An 18980-nucleotide genomic window follows, 5' to 3' on the forward strand; every position below is an offset into this window, starting at 1 on the left:
GGGCTGAACAGCCGTACGGGGCAAGGGTGTTGGCCGCCGGGCGGCCCCACCCCCCACGGGAGGGCCGCCCGGCGGCGTCCGCGGTGCCCCGGCCCCAAATGCCCCTTACACGCGCTCGCACACGTCCGGGCCCGGGCCACCGCACCGGCCGGGTTCCCCGGTATCGCCTCTGTGAACCAGGTGAACGGCCGTGCTTCTCGCGACTGGTGACACCTTGGCAGAGGTGCCGTCACTACGGCGATGATGTCCGGCGGCGGGTTCGCGCCGTGGCCGTTTCCCGCCACGCCGCCTCCGTTTCCGCCGGGTGGACGCACAGGGAGGACGCGGGGCGATGCTGGCAGCGATAGGCCTGGACGAGACGCACGAGGCGGCCTACCGGGCGCTGGTGTCCGTGGGCGCGGCCGACGTGGCCGACCTGGCGCGGCGTCTGACGCTGGCCGAGCGGGACGCCGAGCGGGCGCTGCGCCGGCTGGAGCGGCACGGCCTGGCGGCGCAGTCCCCGGCCCGGCCGGGCCGCTGGGTCGCGGCGCCGCCCGGGGTGGCGCTGGCCGCCCTGCTCACCCAGCGGCGGCACGAGCTGGAGCAGGCGGAGCTGACGGCGGCGCTGCTCGCGGAGGAGTACCGGGCGACGGCGACGGAACCGGCGGTGCACGACCTGGTGGAGGTGGTGACCGGCGCCTCGGCGGTCACCCAGCGCTTCCTCCAGCTCCAGCTGGGCGCGAACGACGAGGTGTGCGCGCTGGTGACCGGCGACCCGATGGTGGTGTCCGGGATGGAGAACGAGGCGGAGGAGCAGGCGGCCGGGCGCGGGGTGCGCTACCGGGTGGTGGTGGAGCGCGCGGTGCTGGACCGGCCGCACGGGCTGACCGAGCTGCGGGCGGCGCTCGGCCGCGACGAGCGGGTCCGGGTGGTGGACCGGGTGCCGACGAAGCTGGTGGTGGCCGACCGCTCGCTCGCGCTGGTGCCGCTGACCGCGAAGTCCGCCGAGCCAGCCGCGCTGGTGGTGCACGCCAGCGGGCTGCTGGAGTTGCTCGCCGGGCTGTTCGAGTCGGTGTGGCGGGACGCGCTGCCGCTGCGGCTGGGCGCCGAAGGGGTGACCGCGGAGCCGCCCGGCGGGCCCGACGCCACCGATCTGGAGGTGCTCTCGCTGCTGCTGGCCGGGCTGACCGACGCGAGCGTGGCCAAACAGCTCGACGTAGGGCTGCGGACCGTACAGCGCCGGGTGCGGCGGCTGATGGAACTGGCGGGGGTGACCACCCGCATGCAACTGGGCTGGCACGCCTGGGAACGGGGCTGGGTGACCCGGGAGGAACACCGCTGACCCGGGCGCCCGCCCCGGCCGTCACCGGCGGTGCCTGCTGTCGCCCCCGCATCGTGAATACTGTGCCGACCGTCGTCACGTCGGGGAGAACATGACCGTCACCGAGTTCTTGAGACCCGCCCTCGCCGCCGTGCTCCTGGCCTCTATCACCGCCTGCGGCGCGTCGTCGGCAGCGGACGGCCCGGCGAGCGCACCGACCGGCCCGGCGAGCGCCCCGACCGGCTCGGCGCCCGCCGGGACGCACCGCCCGGTCAGCGCCACCATGCCCGACGTCATCGGCGGCAACGCCGGGCGGGCGTACGAACAGATGGGCTCCACACTGGAGATGACCTTCCAGGACGCGAGCGGTCAGGGCCGCCGGGTGGACGACCTCGCGGCGTGGCGGATCTGCACCTCCCGGCCGGAGCCGAACCAGCAGATCACCGATCACCCGGTGGTGTTCGGCGTGGTGAAGGGCTCCGAGAGCTGCGGGGAAACGACGACGGAGTGACGGGGGCCGACCGGTTCGTTCCCGGCCGGGAGGAGAGCGAGGGGCGGGCGGGTCAGGGCGTCGCGGACGGTGTCGGCCACGGCGGACATGCCGACGTCGTTGAAGTGCAGGTGGTCGCCGGGGTCGTAGGCGGGCCGGATGCGCGTGGGGTCGGCCGGGTCGCGTACGGCGGCGTCCGCGTCGGCCACGGCGTCGAAGACACCGCCGGTACGGATGAAGGCGTTCACCCGCAGCCGTACGTCCTCGCCGGCCGGGGTCCAGGCGGGGTAGCCGCCGTACGGGGTGAGGGTGACGCCGACGACCGGGATGCCGCGGGCGTGGGCGCGGGCCACCAGGGCGCGGTAGGCGTCCGCGTAGGCGGCGGGGTCGTGTGCCTGCGGGGTGCCCTTGATGTCGTTGATGCCCTCGAAGACGACCAGGGCGCGCACCCCGGCCCGGTCCAGGGCGTCGGCGTCCAGGCGGGCGAGGGCGCTCGGTCCGGTGCCGTCGCGCAGCAGGCGGTTGCCGGAGATGCCGGCGTTCAGGACGCCGAGCCGGTGTCCGCGCAGCCGCTGGGCGAGCCGGTCGGGCCAGCGGCGGTTGGTGTCGGGGGTGGAGCCGTTGCCGTCGGTGAGCGAGTCCCCGAACGCGACGACACTGCCGGCGGCGGGCCCGCGGACGTCGACGCCGGTGACGTAGTACCAGTGGCCGGTGGTCAGCGCGTACGCGGTGCCGTCCTCGTCGGCGGCCCGGCCGGCGCCCGCCGGGGCCAGGTAGCTGGTCTGGAGGGCGCTGCGGTGGTAGGTGGCGGGACCGGAGTCGTCCGGGGTGTACACGGTGACGAGCAGGTCGGCGGCGGGCGGCACGGGCAGCGGCACCGTGTCGCTGACGGCGTCCGCGCCGGGCGGGACGGTCACCTCTTGGGCGCCGTGGAAGGTGGCGGTGCGCAATGTGCCGGGCAGGGCGGCGGGGCCGGCCGCCCGGCGCAGGGCGACGGTGACGGCGCCGAGGCGGAGCGGCCGGGTGCCGAGCCGGTTGCTGAGCCGGACCCGGACGGCCGTGCCGCCGACGCTGAGGTGGACGACGTTGCGGACGGCGGCGCCGGGCAGCGCGGCGGCGGCACCGGAGGGCGCCGTCTCCCAGCTGCCGGTCCAGGGCAGCGGGGCCGGCTGGGCGGCGGCCGGTGTCATGAGGGCCGCCGGCAGCAGCGGAAGGAGGACCGCGAGAACCCGTACGACCTTGGCCATGTGTGCCCGCCCTTCAAGGACGCCCGTCGAGGGCGCCCTTCGCAGCGAAGGTGCCACACCCCGGGCCGACACGCCGTCCCCCGGACCCACATTCACCCGTTCGGCGCAACGGGGACCCCGGCGCGTTGATCACAGGACTGGTCGCGCGCGCTGGACCGGCCGGCCCCACGCGCACGCGATGTGACCGGCACTGTCGGGACAGGACCGGAGGGCTGGTCAGCGGGCCCGGAGGGCGGCGCCCCTTCCTGGTTGTCCGGGCGTCCCGGCCGGGAGGGCGCCCTCCAGGGTGAGCAGCCGGAGCTTGCGCTCGAGTCCGCCCGCGTACCCGGTCAGCGTGCCGTTCGCGCCGATCACCCGGTGGCAGGGGCGCAGGATGAGCAGCGGGTTGGCGCCGATCGCCCCGCCGACGGCGCGCACGGCGACGCGGGAGGCGCCGATCCGGGCGGCGATCTCCCCGTAGGTGACGGTGGTGCCGTAGGGCACCTCGTCCAGCGCGGCCCACACCGCCCGCCGGAACTCGGTGCCGGACGCCCGCAGCGGCAGCCGGAACTCCGTCCGCTCGCCGGCGAAGTACGCGGCGAGCTGCTCGGCGGCGGCCCGGAACGGACCGGGGTCGGCCCGCCAGTCGTCGCGCACGCCGCGCCCGCCCTTCTGCCCGGGCACGGACAGCGAGGTGAGCGCGCCGTCCGGGTCCGCGGTGAGCAGCAGCGGCCCGACGGGGGCGTCCAGGTGGGTGTAGTACACGGTGGTCATCGGACCGGTGTTCCTCGCTTCGTGAGGGAGTGGATGAGGGGGGCGCGCGTCCCGGGCGGGCCGGGCGTTCAGGGGATCCGCTCGCCCGCCACCCGCAGGTGCCGGACGGCGTACGACCGCCAGGGCCGCCAGGTGCTGGGGAGGACGGCGCCGGGCGGGGCGACGTCGGGGTCGCCGAGGGCGCGGACGCGGAGGGTGGCGACGGTGTCCGGGTCCATGCCGGGCAGGGCGAGCAGGGCCTCCTCGGCGGTGTGCCGGTCGGTGCCCGGGTCCAGCCGTACCGTGCCGTCGGCGAGGGCGGCGGCGAGCGCGCCCAGCGGGCCGCCGGGCTCGGCCTCGGCGAGGACGGCGGGCTCGGGGAAGAGGTGGGTGAGGCCGCCGTGCGGCGCGTCGAGCGGTTTGCCGTACCGGCGTACCAGTTCCCCGGCGCCTTGGGTGCCGGCCAGGGCGCGCACGGCGGGCTCCAGCGGGTCCACGGCGCCGGGCGAGCGCAGCCCGGGGCGGGCGGCGACCAGCGGGGCGAGCCGGGGGTCGGCGCCGAGCCGCTCGTCGACGGCGTACGGGTCGGCGTCCAGGTCGAACAGCCGACGCAGCCGCTGCACGGCGGTGGTGAGGTCCCTGGGGTCGGTGAGGCGCAGCCGGGCGTCGAGCCAGCCGCCCGGGTGGGTCCCGCCGCGGGACCGGGCGCAGTGGGCGCGTTCCCGGACGGCGGCGATCCCGGTGCCGTAGGGCAGCCGCAGGGTGCGCCGGTAGGTGCGGGCGCCGGGGGCGCCGGTCACCTCCTCGACGCCGGGGACAGCCTCCCGGGCGAGCTGGTCGAAGACGGCCGCCGACTGGTAGGGGCCGCGGTGGGCGAGCCGGAGCGGGATGCCCGTGCCGGGCGTGGCCCGGCGGGCGGCCCGGTCCCCGGCGGCGGCCCGCAGCTCGGTCGGGGTCGCGGCGTACACCTCGCGGATGGTGTCGTTGAATTGGCGGAGGCTGTTGAAACCGGCCGCGAAGGCGATCTCGGTGACCGGCAGGCCGGTGGTCTGGAGCAGCACGCGCGCGGTGTGCGCGCGCTGGGTCCGGGCGAGCGCCACGGGTCCGGCCCCCAGTTCGGCGGTGAGCTGGCGCTGCACCTGCCGGGCGCTGTAGCCGAGCCGGGCGGCGAGCCCGGCGACGCCCTCGCGGTCCACGACGCCGTCGGCGATCAGGCGCATGGCCCGGCCGGTGACGTCCGCGCGGACGTTCCACTCGGCCGAGCCGGGCACGGCGTCCGGCCGGCACCGCCGACAGGCCCGGAAACCGGAGCGCTGCGCGGCGGCGGCCGTCGGGAAGAATCGCACGTTGTGCCGTTTCGGCGGTACGGCCGGGCAGCTGGGACGGCAGTAGATGCCGGTGGTCTCGACGGCGAAGAAGAACACCCCGTCGAACCGCGCGTCCCGGCTGCGCACCGCCTCGTACCTGCTGTCCTCGTCCTTCACGTGTCCCAGTGTGGGCCGGACGGGAAGGACGGGGCCAGCGGGAATCGGACACCTGGCTCCGGGACACCTGGAGCCAGGTGTCCCGGAGCCGGCCGCCGCCCGGCCAGGGCCGCCGGCTAGCTCCAGCGGCCGCGCTTGGCCTCCATCGCCGCCCGGCCCTCGGCGCCCTTCCGCTTCCAGTCGCGGCGGAGTTCCGCGCGGACCCGGGCGTCGGTCTTGGCCGCGATCCACTGGTTCTCCCGCATCAGCTTGCGGTAGCTGTCCAGCCGCCGCTCGGGCAGCCCGCCGTCGGCCACGGCGGCGCGGACCGCGCACCCCGGTTCGCTCTCGTGGGCGCAGTCGTGGAACCGGCACCCTCCGGCCAGCTCCTCGATCTCGGCGAAGACCTGTCCGACGCCGCTCTCCGCGTCGTAGAGGCCGACGCCGCGCAGCCCGGGGGTGTCGATGAGGACCCCGCCGGTGGGCAGGGGCAGCAGGTTGCGGGTGGTGGTGGTGTGCCGGCCCTTGCCGTCGACGTCCCGGGCGGCCTGTACGTCCATGACGTCCGCGCCGACGAGCGCGTTGGCGAGGGTGGACTTGCCGGCGCCGGACTGGCCGAGCAGCACGCTCGTACCGGAGCCGACGAGAGCCACGAGCACGTCCAGCCCGTCGCCGTGCAGGGCGCTGACGCCGAGCACGGGCACGCCGGGGGCGCTGGTCTCCACGTCCCGCACGAGGTGGGCGAGGGTGACCGGGTCGGACACGAGGTCGGCCTTGGTGAGGACGACGACGGGCTGGGCGCCGGACTCCCAGGCGAGGGCGAGGAACCGTTCGACGCGGCCGAGGTCGAGTTCCACGGCGAGGGACACGGCGACGACGGCGTGGTCGACGTTGGCCGCGAGGACCTGCCCCTCGGACCGCTTGGAGGAGGTGGAGCGGACGAAGGCGGTGCGACGGGGCAGGTAGGCGCGCGCGTAGCGCGGGTCGCCGTCGGGGTCGACGGCGACCCAGTCCCCGGTGCACACGACCTTCATCGGGTCGCGGGGCACGACGTACTCGGTGTCGGCCCGGACGGTGCCGGCCGCGGTGACGACGTCGCACTGGCCCCGGTCGACCCGCACGACCCGGCCGGGCACCAGCCCGTCGGCCGCGTACGGGGCGAACGCGGCGGCCCATTCCTCGTCCCAGCCGTAGGGAGCGAGCGCGGAGAACACAGCAGAGGTGGAAGACAAGGGGAAGAGACCCTTCACAAGGGTGGCCCCGGACACACGCGCACGACGCGCGGTGGGTTCAGCCGGCGGCCACGGAGGTGGACTTGAGGAGTTCCTGGATGAGGGCAGCGCCCGGCACAGTGACAGCCATCGGTCGACACCTCCTCTTCCTCACTCGCGCTCGCGCACGCCACCTCGGCGTGTGGTCCGACTCTAGCCCGCGGGCGGGGCCGTGCGTCAAAGGGTTTTTCTTCCGGCCCCTCAACCCGCCGCGGAAGTCGCCCTGTCGGGCTCTCGTCCGGCGTCCGGTCCGTCCGCGGGCAGGCTGTCCATGAAGGAGCTGACGGAGAACACGGCGCGGCCGGGGCCGGGCGGGCCGTAGCCGGGCGGGGAGGACAGGCCGAAGTCGTCCATGGTCTGCCGGTAGGCCTCCAGCAGGCGGATGTGGTACTCCAGCGGCGCGCCCTGCGGGTTGGCCTTGCCGAGCGGGGTGGTGGGCTCCGGGCACCAGGTGGTGAAGCGGGGCGTGATGCCGTGGGACATGAAGAAGCGCAGGCCCTCGGTGGTGGAGGCGATGGCCTCGTCCACGGTGGTGAAGCCGAAGGGCTCGGCCATCTCCACGCCCGCCACGAAGTTCGGGATCACGTTGCGCGCGCCGAACACCTCGGCGGAGTCCAGGATGCGGCGGTGCCACTCGTCCCGGCCGACGTAGCGCTCCTTGCCGGGGCAGTACAGCTCGAACAGCCGGCGGTCCCACACCTCGAAGTTGGGGTGGTAGATCTGCACGCCGTAGTCCTTGAACCGCCGCACGTCCGCCTTGGGCAGCGCCTGGGCGACGACCTTGCCGATCCAGCGGCCCGGGAAGCGCTCCTCGATGGCCTTGGCGTAGTGGCCGTAGAAGTCGGCCTCGTCCCGGCCCGCCACCTTCGAGGTGATCGCGCCGCCGGTGAGGGTGTAGGCGGTGGACGCCTTCTGGGTGTCGTACCGGTCGATGATCTCCAGGGCCTCCAGGACCTCCTCGACGTCCTTGACCCCGGTGTACGGCCGCCCGGCCGCCTTGTGCTGGCGCCAGTTGTGGTTGATGTCGCAGTACTGGCACTCCTCCTTGGCGCCGAAGTACTGGCAGACCCGGAAGACGGTCAGGTAGATCAGGTAGCCCCACTGGATGGTCGGTGCGACCTCCATCACGGACTTCCCGTTGGAGAGGGTGTGCCGGTAGTACTCGGGCATCGGCGGCACGCCGACGTCGGCGATGCGCGTGCCGTCGAGGTAGAGCCCGAGCAGCCCCTCCTCGTCGGCGGCGACCCGGTACGGCGAGGCGGGGTTCACCCGTACGGAGACCACCGTGCGCCGCAGGTCGTACGGACCGCCGGTGAGGATGATCTCCTCCGGGGGCCGGCGCAGCGCGGCCTCGCCCAGCTCGGGCAGGGTGCCGTGGTCGAAGGAGAAGATGAAGTAGGACTTCGGCTTGACGTCCCCGGCCGCTTCGTTGGCGGTGTCACTCAGGGCGGACTTGTCGAAGGCGACACCGCCCCGCAGCAGGTCCTCTTTGAAGACGGCCTCCCGTGGGACGTGCGGGAACCGCTCCATCAGATCCTCGACCAGCGCGGTACGACTGCCCATTCGTCTGTCTCCTCCCGGTTCAGGCGTACGGACCACACCGTATGCCCCCGCCCGGGACTCAGCCGTGCCGGGTCCCCGCCCGGCGCGCGATGTGGTCCGGTACGGCGGTGCCGGGCGGCAGCGCCGGGTCGGGGACGGGGGTGCCCCAGGTCCCGGTCAGCGGCAGGACGCCGGCCCACAGGCCGAGCGCGGCGTCGGGGCCGTCTCCGTCGTCGGGGGCGCCGGTGTGGATCTTGACGGACGCCTCTTCCAGGGAGAGGGCGAGGACGGTGGTGGCGGCGAGTTCCCTGCGGTTCGGGCGGCGGGCGTAGGACCACTGTCCGGGAGTGGCGTGCTCGGTGAGCCGGCGCAGCCCCTCCAGCTTCTCCTCGGGGTCGGTGACCTTGCGCGCGTCGCCGTGGATCATGGCGCTGCGGTAGTTCACCCCGTGCTCGAACACGGACCGGGCGAGGACCAGCCCGTCGACGTGGGTGACGGTCACGCAGACCGGGAGGCCGCCGGCCATGCTGCGGCCGGCCACGGACCCGTGCACGTAGAGCCGCCGCTCGTCCCGGCCGTACACGGTCGGTACGACGAGCGGCCGGCCGTCGATCACGACGCCCAGGTGGCAGACGAAACCGGGGTCCAGGATCGCGTTGAGGTCGGCGCGCTCCAGGCTGCCCTGCTCGCGCAGGCGGCGGTGCCGGGTGCGGTCGGTCACGGGGAGCCGGGAGGGGAGGTCGTCGGAGGCCATGCCGGGAAGCTATCGAAACAGCCAGAGTGCGGCCAGATTTATTTCTGATTCCATCGCAACCAGCACGGAAGACGACTAAATCCGTTGCTCCTGCCGACGTTCACGCCGTGCGGTCCAGTACCGTCTCGTTGACCGCGTGCCGCAGCGCCTCGCCGGACGACAGCCGCTCGGCCTCCTCCACCATCGCCCGGCCGAGGCGGGCCATCTCGTTGCCCAGCGAGCCCGCCAGGTGCGGGGTGACGAAGGCGTTCGGCAGGTCGAACAGCGGGGAGCCGGCGGGCAGCGGCTCGGGGTCGGTCACGTCCAGTACGGCGCTCAGGCGTCCGGAGCGCAGGTGCGCGATCAGCGCCTCGTGGTCGACCAGGGCGCCGCGCGCGGTGTTGATCAGCACGGCGCCGTCGCGCATCAGGCCGAGCCGGCGGGCGTCGACCAGCCGGTGGGTCTCGGCGGTCATCGGGGCGTGCAGGCTGACGATGTCGCAGGTGCGCAGCAGGTCGTCCAGCGCCAGCAGCCGTACGCTGAGCCGGGCGGCCTCGGCGGCGTCCACGTACGGGTCGGCGAGCGCGACGTCGAGGTCGTGCGGGCGGAGCAGTTCGATCAGGCGGCGGCCGACCCGGGAGGCGCCGACGATGCCGACGCGGCGGCCGTGGTTGCCGATGCCGGGGAGGACGCCGTCGTAGGGGAAGGCGCGCAGGGCGCGCGTCTCGTCGCGCAGCGCGAAGACGTCCTTGCCGGCGAGCAGGATCATGGCCAGGGCGTACTCGGCGACGGGCAGGGCGTTGGCCTCGGCGGCCGAGGAGACGGCGATGCCCCGCCGCCACACCTCGGGGGTCGTGAATCCCTTGACCGAGCCGGCCGCGTGCAGCACGGCCCGCAGGCGCGGGGCCGCGTCCAGGACGGCCGGGTCCAGGCGGGGGCAGCCCCAGCCGGTGACGAGGATCTCGGTCCGGGCGAGCGCTTGCCGCACCCGGGGTTCGCTGAAGTCCTCGGCCACCAGCGCGGGGTCGATGTCCACGCACGCCCGCAGCCGCTCCAGCAGCTCCGGCGGGAACACCGCCGGCACGTTCCGGGCCGTCATGGCGAACAGGGCGCGGGGCCGCTCGGTCAAGGAAGGGGCCTCCCGGCTCGGTGACGCACGGACAGCAACCGTTCTCTACGGTAGGTCCCGGCCGATGAGAGGGTCAATGGATCACCACTTGCGGGAGAGCGGGATGACGGACGTGACGGAGACGGTCGCCAACTGGGCGCGCAGCATCACCTACACGGTCAAGGAGTTCCACCGGCCGGGATCGCTGTCGGCACTGCGGGCGGTGGTGGCGGGCGCCGCGAAGGTGCGGGTCCTGGGCAGCGGGCACTCCTTCAACCGGATCGCCGACCCCGGCGAGGAGGGGGTGCTGGTGTCGATCGCCGGTCTGCCGCCGGTGATCGACGTGGACACCGCGGCCCGTACGGTCCGGGTCTCCGGGGGCGTCCGGTACGCCGAACTCGCCCGGGCGGTGCACGACCGGGGGCTGGCCCTGCCCAACATGGCGTCGCTGCCGCATATCTCGGTGGCCGGGTCGGTGGCGACCGGCACCCATGGCTCGGGGGTGGGCAACGCCCCGCTCGCGGTGGCCGTGCGGGAGGTGGAGCTGCTCACCGCCGACGGCTCGACGGTGTCCATAGGCCGCGGGGACGCCCGCTTCGACGGCGCCGTGACCTCGCTCGGCGCCCTCGGTGTGGTGACCGCCCTCACCCTGGACCTGGAGCCGGCCTACGAGGTCGAGCAGTACGTGTTCACCGAACTGCCTTTGGAGGGACTGGACTTCGACGCGGTGGCGGGGTCGGCGTACAGCGTGAGCCTGTTCACCGACTGGCGGCGGCCGGGCTTCCGGCAGGTGTGGGTCAAGCGCCGGACCGATCAGCCGGCGGTGGACTTTCCGTGGGCCGAGCCGGCGACCGAGGCGCTGCACCCGGTGCCGGGGATGCCCGCCGCCAACTGCACGCGCCAGTCGGGGGTGCCGGGGCCCTGGCACGAGCGACTGCCGCACTTCCGGGCCGAGTTCACGCCCAGCAGCGGCGAGGAGATCCAGTCGGAGTACCTGCTGCCGCGCGCGGCCGCGCCGGCCGCGCTGCACGCGGTGGACGCCGTCCGGGAGACGGTCGCCGGGGTGCTCCAGACCTGCGAGGTGCGCACGATCGCCGCCGACGCGCAGTGGCTCAGCCCCGCCCACGCCCGGGACTCGGTCGCACTGCACTTCACCTGGGTGCGCGACGAGTCGGCGGTGCTGCCGGTGGTGCGCCGGCTGGAGGAGGCGCTCGCCCCGTTCGATCCGCGCCCGCACTGGGGAAAGGTGTTCGGCATCCCGGCGGCGGACCTCCGCGACCGGTACGCGCGGCTCGCCGACTTCCGCGCGCTGGCCCGCGCGCTGGATCCGGCGGGCACGTTCACCAACGGCTTCGTGCGGGACCTCCTCGGGGAGTGAGGGGACCGGCCGGTCGGCCCGCCGCGGCGACCGGCCGACCCGCCGACCGATGGGTCCGCCGCGGTGACCTGCCCCGGCGGACCGCCCCACTTTCTCCGTCCACTTTCTCGGTCCACTTCTTCCACCCCCTTTCCTAACCCCTTGTCGAACCCGACGCCCACCCCATAGCCTGACGCCGCGCCGGTGCCGTGCCGCACGGGAGGGGCCGGACGGGAAGGAAGGGGCAGCCGCGTGAAGCGCACATCGCGCGACATCCGCACCGCGAACCGCTACGAGGTGCTGCGCCAGATCATCGCCGAGTCCCCCACCTCCCGGCAGGAGCTGGCCGCGGCCACCGGACTGAGCCTGGCCACGGTGGCCACGCTCGTCGGCGAGCTGCTGGACCTCCGCATGATCACCGAGGTGGGGTTCGAGGACTCGGCCGGCGGCCGTCCCCGGGGCCTGGTCGCCGTCAACGCCTCGGGCGGCGCGCTGATCGGCGTGGACATCGCGGAGACGTACGTCCACGTCGAGCTGTTCGACCTGGCGCTGAACGTACTGGCCCGGGCCGACGAGGCCATGCGGCCCGGGGAGAGCCGGCCCGAACAGGTGGTGGGGCAGGTCGCCGCCGCCGTCGGCTCGGTGGTCGCCCAGGCGGGCGTCGAGGCGGCCCGGGTGCTCGGCGTCGGGGTGAGCGTGCCGGGCCAGGTGGACCGGGACTCGGGGGTCGCCGAGTACGCGCCCAACTGGGACTGGCACGACGTGCCGTTGCTCGATCTGCTCGCCGAACACATCGCCTATCCGCTCTACCTGGACAATCCTCTGCGGGCCTGCGCGGTGGCCGAGCTGTGGTTCGGGGCGGCGCGGGGGCGCGGGGACGCCGTGGTGGTCAACCTCGGCACCGGGGTCGGCGCCGGGCTCGCGCTGGGCGGCGGGCTGCACCGGGGGGTGAGCAACAGCGCCGGCGAGTGGGGGCACACCACGCTCGTCCTGGACGGCCGGCCGTGCCACTGCGGCAACCGCGGCTGTGTGGAGACGTACGTCGGGGCGCCCGGCATCATGCGGAACCTGAGCGAACTCGACCCGGGCTCCGCGCTGTTGCACCCCCAGGACCAGACGGCCACCATCGACGCGCTGGCCCGCGCGGTCGCCGGGCGGGACCCGGTGGCGCTCAAGGTGGTCCAGGACACCGCCCGTTACCTCGGCGCGGGCATCGCCGACCTGGTCAACCTGCTCAACCCCGAAGTGGTGGTGCTGAGCAGCTGGGTGGCCGCGCGGCTGGGCGAGCCGCTGCTGGACGAGGTCCGCCGGGCGGTCGCCCGGCACGCGCTGCGCCGGCCGCTGGCCGCCACCGAGATCGTCCTCTCCCCGATCCCCACCGACCCGGTGTCCCTCGGCGCGGCCACGTTCGCCCTGGAGGGGGCGCTGCGACCGGCCGGGCAGCGGACGGTGCGGCGCCCGCGGTCGGGCAGCCGTACGGCGTCGTCGGCATGACACGGGCCGGAACGCCGGGCCGCTCCCCCGGTCCGGCGGTTCCCGTGCCGTAGCCGGGCGTCGTCGGTCGCGGCGCGCTCCCATCTCCCTCGCGCCACACGCCTGTTCGCGATCCCGAACGGCGGGCAACAACTCGTACGCACTTCGTCCGACCCCTTGCCGAAGCCTTAGGCGAAGGTTAGCGTCCCGCACCACACCCCCTTCGGCCCTCGGGCACCGGGCGTGCGAGCCGTAGCCGCACTCGACCAGACAAGGACGTCAGCATGTCGGCACACAGCAGCACCTGGGACCGTCGATCGATATTCCGGGCCGCCGCGGGCCTGGCCGCCGCCGGTGCGCTCGGCGCGTGCGGCGGCAACGACGGCCGTGGCGGCGGCCCGGGTTCGGGAAAGCAGCTCGTCCAGTACTTCCACGCCTACGGTGAACCGGGCACCGAGCAGGCGATCAAGCGCTACGCGAAGGCGTACTCCAAGGCCGACGTGACCACGCGGTGGATCACCGGCTCCAACTTCGAGAGCAAGCTCTTCGCGTCCCTGCTCACCGACCAGGCGCCGGACCTGTTCGAGTTCCACCCGCAGATCCAGCTCGTCAGAAGCGGCCAGGTGGCGGACCTGACCGACCTCGTCGCACCGGTCAAGGACGACTTCAACCGGGCCGACATCCAGTCGCACACGGTGGACGGCAGGATCTACGGCGTGCGGATGATCGACGACCCGCAGTTCTTCTTCTACCGCAAGTCGATGCTTCAGAAGGCGGGCGTCGAGCCGCCGCGGACGCTGGACGAGCTGGTGGAGGCCGCCGCCAGGCTCACCACGGACGAGGTCAAGGGCCTGTTCCTCGGCAACGACCTGCACGCGGTGATCAACCCGCTGATCTGGTCGGCCGGCGCGGACACCCTGGACGAGAAGAACGAGATCGCCTATCACACGGACGCCGTGGTCGCGGGCCTGCGGACGATGCGGGAGCTGTTCACCAGCGGCCATCTGCTGCTGGACGCCCCGGCCGACTTCTGGGACCCGTCGGCGCTGAACCAGGGCCTGTGCGCCATCCAGTTCTGCGGGATGTGGGCCATGCCGCAGTTCCAGCAGACCCTCGGTGACGACCTCGGCGTCATGCCGTTCCCGAAGGTCGGCGACGCGGGCCGGCCGTCCGTCTACAACGGCGGCTGGTCGATGTTCGTCAACGCCAAGGGAAAGAACGTCGACGCGGCCAAGGAGTACGTCAAGTGGCTGTGGCTCGACCAGAAGGAGTACCAGGAGGACTGGGCGACGTCGTACGGCTTCCACATCCCGCCGCGCACCTCCATCGCGGAGGCGACCGGCAAGCTGGAGTCGGGCCTGCCGGCGGAGGGCGTGCGGCTCTTCAACGAGTACGGGCACTTCGACAACATCGGCTGGACCCAGGCGATGATCACCGCGACGGAGGACCTGTTCGCCGACTGCGTCCGCAAGGGCGGTGACCCCGAGGCCGCGCTCGACCGGTGCGACAGGACGGTGGACGCCGAGCTGAAGAAGCTGTTCGGATAGGCCGCCGGACGGATCCCGAGATGCCGACCACCACCACGCGCGCGGTCCCGGCCCGCCCCCGGCGGCGGCCGCGCGGCAGCCGCACCCTCAGCTTCTGGCTCTTCACCGGCCCGTTCCTGACCGGGCTGGCCGTCTTCGTCTACGTCCCGATCGGCTGGAGCCTCTACCTCAGCTTCTTCGAGGCCCGCTTCACGGTCACGCCCAGCGAGTTCGTGGGGCTGGGCAACTACCGGGAGATCCTGTCCGACAGCGGGTTCACGGGCTCGCTCGGCACCTTCACCGTGTTCGCCGCCTTCATCGTGCCCACCACCTGGGCGCTCTCCCTGGGGCTCGCGCTGCTGGTGAACCGGCTGCGGTTCATGCGGGCGTTCTACCGTTCGGTGTTCTTCCTGCCGACCGCGTGCAGCTACGTCGCCGCCTCGCTGATCTGGAAGATGTCCCTCTTCAACGGCGTGCGCTTCGGCCTGGCCAACACCGTCCTCGGCCTGTTCGGCGTGGACGACACCGCCTGGCTCGCCAGCCCGGACCCGCCCTGGTACTGGCTCGTCGTCATCACCGCACGGCTGTGGCTCCAGTCCGGCTTCTACATGATCCTGTTCCTGGCCGCGCTCCAGAACATCCCGCGGGAGCTGTACGAGGCGGCCGCCATCGACGGGGCCAGGCCCGGCTGGCAGACCTTCCGGCACATCACGCTGCCGCAGTTGCGGGCCACCTCCACGGCCGTGGTCCTGCTGCTGCTCGTGGCCGCCTACCAGGCCTTCGACGAGTTCTTCAACCTGCTGTCCAAGACCACCTGGGGCCGCCCGCCGCTGGTCGAGCTGTACTACACCGCGCTCGGCCAGGACCAGAACTACGGCAAGGGCAGCGCGGGAGCCGTGGTGCTGACCGTGCTGATCTGCGTCGTCACCCTGTTCCAGGGCCGGATCATGGGCTTCGGCAGCAGGGAGGAGACCAAGTGACCACCACCGCACCCGAGTCCCGCGCACGCGCCCGGCGCGGCGGGCCGATGGGCTCGGCCGGGCTGCACCTCGCGACCGGCGTCGCCGCGCTGCTCTTCCTCGTCCCGTTCTACCTGCTGGTCCGCAACGCGCTGTCCACCGACCCGGAGATCACCGGCGAGGACTGGAAGTTCTTCCCGAGCCACATCCAATGGGGCAACGTCACCGAGCCGTTCGAGGACCCGACGGTGGACTTCGGCCGGTCGATGTGGAACTCGCTGGTCGTCGGTGTCCTGCACACGGCCGGCACCCTGGCCGTGTGCTCACCGGCCGGCTACGCCCTCGCCCGCATCCCCTACCGGCACGCCGACAAGGTCTTCTACGCCGTCCTGGTGACCCTGATGGTCCCGGCCGCGGTCACCTTCGTGCCGAGTTTCGTCCTGGTGTCGTCACTCGGCTGGGTGGACAGCTACCGGGGTCTGATCGTCCCGGGGCTCTTCAGCGGTTTCACCTGCTTCCTGTTCCGGCAGTACTTCCTCGGGTTCCCCAAGGAACTGGAGGAGGCGGCGCGCGTGGACGGGCTCGGTCACTGGGGCGCGTACTGGCGCGTCGTCGTGCCGAACTCGCTGAACTTCTTCGCGGCGATCGCCACGATCACCTTCATCAGCGGCTGGAACGCCTTCCTGTGGCCGCTGGTCATCGGCCAGGACCCGAGCGCCTGGACCGTGCAGGTCGCGCTCTCGTCGTACATGACCAACCAGACCGTCAACTACCACCTGATCTTCATGGCGACCGCCATCTCGATCCTGCCCCTGCTGTTCGTGTTCCTCTTCCTCCAGCGCTGGCTGGTGCAGGGGATCGCGCAGACCGGCATCAAGGGCTGAGCTAGGAGACCCATGTCCGTGACCACGACCACCGAGTACGTCGAGGACGTCTCGCCGGGCTCCGGGACGCTGCCGCCCCGCGCCTGGTACGCGTCCTCCGACGCCCCGTCCCTGTCCCTCAACGGCCCCTGGCGCTTCCGGCTTTCGGACACGGCCGACGCCGAGGACGACTCCTTCGCGGCGCCCGGGTACGACGCCGGCGGCTGGGCGGAGGTCGCGGTGCCCGGCCACTGGGTGCTCCAGGGCCACGGCTCCCCGATCTACACCAACCACCTCTATCCGTTCCCGGTCGACCCGCCCCGGGTGCCGACCGAGAACCCGACCGGCGACCACCTGCGCGTGTTCGACCTGCCCGACGGCTGGCCGGCGGACGGCGGCGCGGTGCTCCGCTTCGACGGCGTGGAGTCCTGCGCCCGGGTCTGGCTGAACGGCACGGACCTGGGCGAGTTCAAGGGCTCCCGGTTGCCGCACGAGTTCGCGGTCGGGCACGTGCTGAAGCCGGCCGGCAACGTGCTGGCCGTGCGGGTGCACCAGTGGTCGGCGGGTTCGTACCTGGAGGACCAGGACCAGTGGTGGCTGCCGGGCATCTTCCGGGACGTCACCCTGCTGCACCGCCCGGCGGGCTGCGTCCTCGACTTCTTCGTGCACGCCTCCTACGACCACACCACCGGCGCGGGCACGCTGCGGGTCGACTCCGACACGGACGGCCGGGTGAGCGTGCCGGAGCTGGGCATCGACGTGCCCACCGGGGAGCCGGTGACGGTACCGGTGGAGCCGTGGTCGGCGGAGACGCCCCGGCTGTACGAGGGGGTGCTGACCACCGAGGGCGAGCGGGTGCCGCTGCGCATCGGCTTCCGCACGGTGGAGCTGTCGGACGGCCTGATCAAGGTCAACGGGACGGCGGTCCTGTTCAAGGGCGTCAACCGGCACGAGTGGCACCCGGAGAAGGGCCGGGCGCTGGACCTCGCGACGATGCGCGAGGACGTGCTGCTGATGAAGCGGCACAACATCAACGCGGTCCGCACCTCGCACTACCCCCCGCACCCGGCCTTCCTCGACCTGTGCGACGAGTTCGGGCTGTGGGTGATCGACGAGTGCGACCTGGAGACGCACGGGTTCACCGAACAGGGCTGGCGGGACAACCCCGTCGACGACGACCGGTGGACCCCGGCCCTGCTGGACCGGGCGGCCCGGATGGTGGAGCGGGACAAGAACCACCCGTCGGTCGTGATGTGGTCGCTGGGCAACGAGGCCGGCACCGGGCGGGGCCTGACCGCGATGGCCGAGTGGATCCGCGGCCGCGACGCCTCCCGGCTGCTGCACTACGAAGGCGACGCCGACTGCCGTGACACGGACGTGTACTCGCGGATGTACGCGAGCCATGCCGAGGTGGAGCGGATCGGCCGGGGCCTGGACGGCGGGCCGCAGCGGCGCCGCGAGCTGCCCCTCGTCCTGTGCGAGTACGCCCACGCCATGGGCAACGGCCCCGGCGGACTCGCCGACTACCAGCGGCTGTTCCGGTCCCACGACCGGCTCCAGGGCGGCTTCGTCTGGGAGTGGATCGACCACGGCATCGCCCACCCCGGGCTGGAGTACGCCTACGGCGGCGACTTCGGCGAGGAACTGCACGACGGCAACTTCGTCTGCGACGGCCTGCTGTTCCCGGACCGGCGGCCGTCCCCGGGGCTGATCGAGTACCGGAAGGTGATCGAGCCCGTCACCCTCACCGGCGACGGCGGGGCCGGCACCGTCCGCGTCACCAACGGCTACGACTTCACCGACCTGTCGGCACTGGCCTTCTCCTGGTCGTACGAGGTCGAGGGCGAACCGGTTCAGGAGGGCACGCTGTCGGTGCCCGCGCTGGCTCCCGGCGAGTCCGCCGAGGTCAAGCTGCCCGCCGTACCGGCCGGCGCGCCGTCCGGCGAGGCGCTGTGGACCGTCCGGGCGCGGCTCGCCTCCGGCACCGCGTGGGCACCGGCGGGTCATGTCGTCGCCTGGGGCCAAATCCCGGTGACGGAGCGCCGGGTGCCGTCCGTCACCGCGACCGCCCGGCCGGTGCCCGGTGACGGGGTGATCTCCCTGGGCCCGGCCACGTTCGACGCCCGGACCGGCGCGGTGCGGACGATCGGCGGGGTGCCGGTGACGGAGCTGCGGCTGGACGTGTGGCGGGCCACCACCGACAACGACGACGGCGCGGCCTGGCAGAGCGACCCGCGCTACGGGCCGCTGTGGCGGAAGCTGGGCCTGCACCGGATGCGGCACCGCCTGGCCGCGGTGGAGGCCGGCGAGGACGCCCTGACGGTCCGGACCCGGGTGGCGCCGGCCGCCCGGGACGTGGGGCTCGCGACGGTCTACCGGTGGACGTCGGACGGCGACCGGCTGCGGCTGACGGTGTCCACCGTCCCGGACGGCGACTGGACGGTCCCGCTGCCCCGCCTCGGCATCCGCTTCGGCCTGCGGGCCGCCGACCGGGTGCGGTGGTACGGCGGCGGTCCGGGCGAGGCGTACCCGGACACCCGGGCGGCGGCGCTGACCGGCCGCTGGGAGGCGGCCGTGGCCGACCTCCAGACGCCGTACGTCCGCCCGCAGGAGAACGGCGCCCGGATCGACGTGCGGTGGGCGGAGCTGGGCGGCCTGCGGATCGAGGGCGACCCGGCGTTCTTCCTGACCGCCCGCCGCTGGACCACCGAGCGGCTGGACGCCGCCGCCCACCGCACGGACCTGGTGCCCGGCGACACGGTCTGGGTGAACCTCGACCACGGCCAGCACGGCATCGGCTCCCAGTCCTGCGGCCCGGCCCCGCTGCCCCGCTACCACCTGCGGGCGGAGCCGGCGGAGTTCTCCTTCGTCTTCTCCGCGATCGACGGTGTTTCCTCAACTACCCTTTAAAACGTG

At 73.5% G+C, this 18980-nt stretch carries 15 protein-coding genes; 8 read left to right on the forward strand and 7 right to left on the reverse strand.

All coding sequences use genetic code 11. The features are described from left to right. Positions 1–331 precede the first annotated feature (331 nt). A complete protein-coding gene (locus ACSURM_RS08390; protein WP_436954339.1) occupies positions 332–1321 on the forward strand; it encodes a helix-turn-helix domain-containing protein in 990 nt (329 codons plus the stop codon). A 91-nt stretch (positions 1322–1412) separates the two neighbouring features. After that, a complete protein-coding gene (locus ACSURM_RS08395; protein WP_436954340.1) occupies positions 1413–1811 on the forward strand; it encodes a hypothetical protein in 399 nt (132 codons plus the stop codon). Here ACSURM_RS08395 and ACSURM_RS08400 read toward each other — a convergent pair. The 7 genes from ACSURM_RS08400 to ACSURM_RS08430 all read right to left on the reverse strand — a co-directional run bounded on the left by ACSURM_RS08400 (position 1748) and on the right by ACSURM_RS08430 (position 9907). After that, positions 1748–3037, reverse strand: a complete 1290-nt coding sequence (locus ACSURM_RS08400; protein ID WP_436954341.1) for an SGNH/GDSL hydrolase family protein — start codon at positions 3035–3037, stop codon at positions 1748–1750. The two genes, ACSURM_RS08395 and ACSURM_RS08400, sit on opposite strands and share 64 nt — an antisense overlap. A 216-nt stretch (positions 3038–3253) precedes the next feature. Further along, positions 3254–3790 carry a methylated-DNA--[protein]-cysteine S-methyltransferase gene (locus ACSURM_RS08405; protein WP_436954342.1) on the reverse strand — a complete coding sequence of 179 codons (537 nt, stop codon included), beginning with the start codon at positions 3788–3790 and terminating at the stop codon, positions 3254–3256. A gap of 68 nt (positions 3791–3858) precedes the next feature. Further along, the gene (locus ACSURM_RS08410) at positions 3859–5253 is read right to left on the reverse strand and encodes a DNA-3-methyladenine glycosylase 2 family protein (protein WP_436954343.1); all 1395 of its coding nucleotides are present in this window, start codon (positions 5251–5253) and stop codon (positions 3859–3861) included. Positions 5254–5369: 116 nt separating this feature from the next. After that, the gene (gene rsgA, locus ACSURM_RS08415; protein ID WP_436954344.1) at positions 5370–6464 is read right to left on the reverse strand and encodes a ribosome small subunit-dependent GTPase A; all 1095 of its coding nucleotides are present in this window, start codon (positions 6462–6464) and stop codon (positions 5370–5372) included. 240 nt (positions 6465–6704) lie between these two features. After that, entirely contained in the window at positions 6705–8066 is a 1362-nt protein-coding gene (locus ACSURM_RS08420; protein WP_436954345.1) for a radical SAM protein, read from the reverse strand. Between the two features lie 58 nt (positions 8067–8124). Continuing rightward, on the reverse strand, positions 8125–8799 hold the full coding sequence (locus ACSURM_RS08425) for a pyridoxamine 5'-phosphate oxidase family protein (protein ID WP_436954346.1): 675 nt from the start codon (positions 8797–8799) through the stop codon (positions 8125–8127). A 100-nt stretch (positions 8800–8899) separates the two neighbouring features. After that, the gene (locus tag ACSURM_RS08430; RefSeq protein WP_436954347.1) at positions 8900–9907 is read right to left on the reverse strand and encodes a hydroxyacid dehydrogenase; all 1008 of its coding nucleotides are present in this window, start codon (positions 9905–9907) and stop codon (positions 8900–8902) included. Positions 9908–10010: 103 nt separating this feature from the next. Here ACSURM_RS08430 and ACSURM_RS08435 point away from each other — a divergent pair, with 103 nt between their 5' ends. The 6 genes from ACSURM_RS08435 to ACSURM_RS08460 all read left to right on the forward strand — a co-directional run bounded on the left by ACSURM_RS08435 (position 10011) and on the right by ACSURM_RS08460 (position 18974). Continuing rightward, on the forward strand, positions 10011–11264 hold the full coding sequence (locus ACSURM_RS08435; protein ID WP_436954348.1) for an FAD-binding protein: 1254 nt from the start codon (positions 10011–10013) through the stop codon (positions 11262–11264). 231 nt (positions 11265–11495) lie between these two features. After that, entirely contained in the window at positions 11496–12737 is a 1242-nt protein-coding gene (locus ACSURM_RS08440; RefSeq protein WP_436954349.1) for an ROK family transcriptional regulator, read from the forward strand. Positions 12738–13000: 263 nt separating this feature from the next. Next, a complete protein-coding gene (locus tag ACSURM_RS08445; RefSeq protein ID WP_436954350.1) occupies positions 13001–14263 on the forward strand; it encodes an ABC transporter substrate-binding protein in 1263 nt (420 codons plus the stop codon). 20 nt (positions 14264–14283) lie between these two features. Next, complete coding sequence (locus ACSURM_RS08450) at positions 14284–15222, forward strand: carbohydrate ABC transporter permease (protein ID WP_436954351.1); 939 nt, start codon at positions 14284–14286, stop codon at positions 15220–15222. After that, positions 15219–16085 carry a carbohydrate ABC transporter permease gene (locus ACSURM_RS08455; RefSeq protein ID WP_436954352.1) on the forward strand — a complete coding sequence of 289 codons (867 nt, stop codon included), beginning with the start codon at positions 15219–15221 and terminating at the stop codon, positions 16083–16085. Before ACSURM_RS08450 ends, ACSURM_RS08455 begins: the two co-directional genes overlap by 4 nt. Positions 16086–16097: 12 nt before the next feature. Next, a complete protein-coding gene (locus ACSURM_RS08460; RefSeq protein WP_436954353.1) occupies positions 16098–18974 on the forward strand; it encodes a glycoside hydrolase family 2 TIM barrel-domain containing protein in 2877 nt (958 codons plus the stop codon). Positions 18975–18980 lie beyond the last annotated feature (6 nt).

Source organism: Streptomyces sp. SudanB182_2057 (genome assembly GCF_964272715.1).
GTDB lineage: Bacteria > Actinomycetota > Actinomycetes > Streptomycetales > Streptomycetaceae > Streptomyces > Streptomyces rubradiris.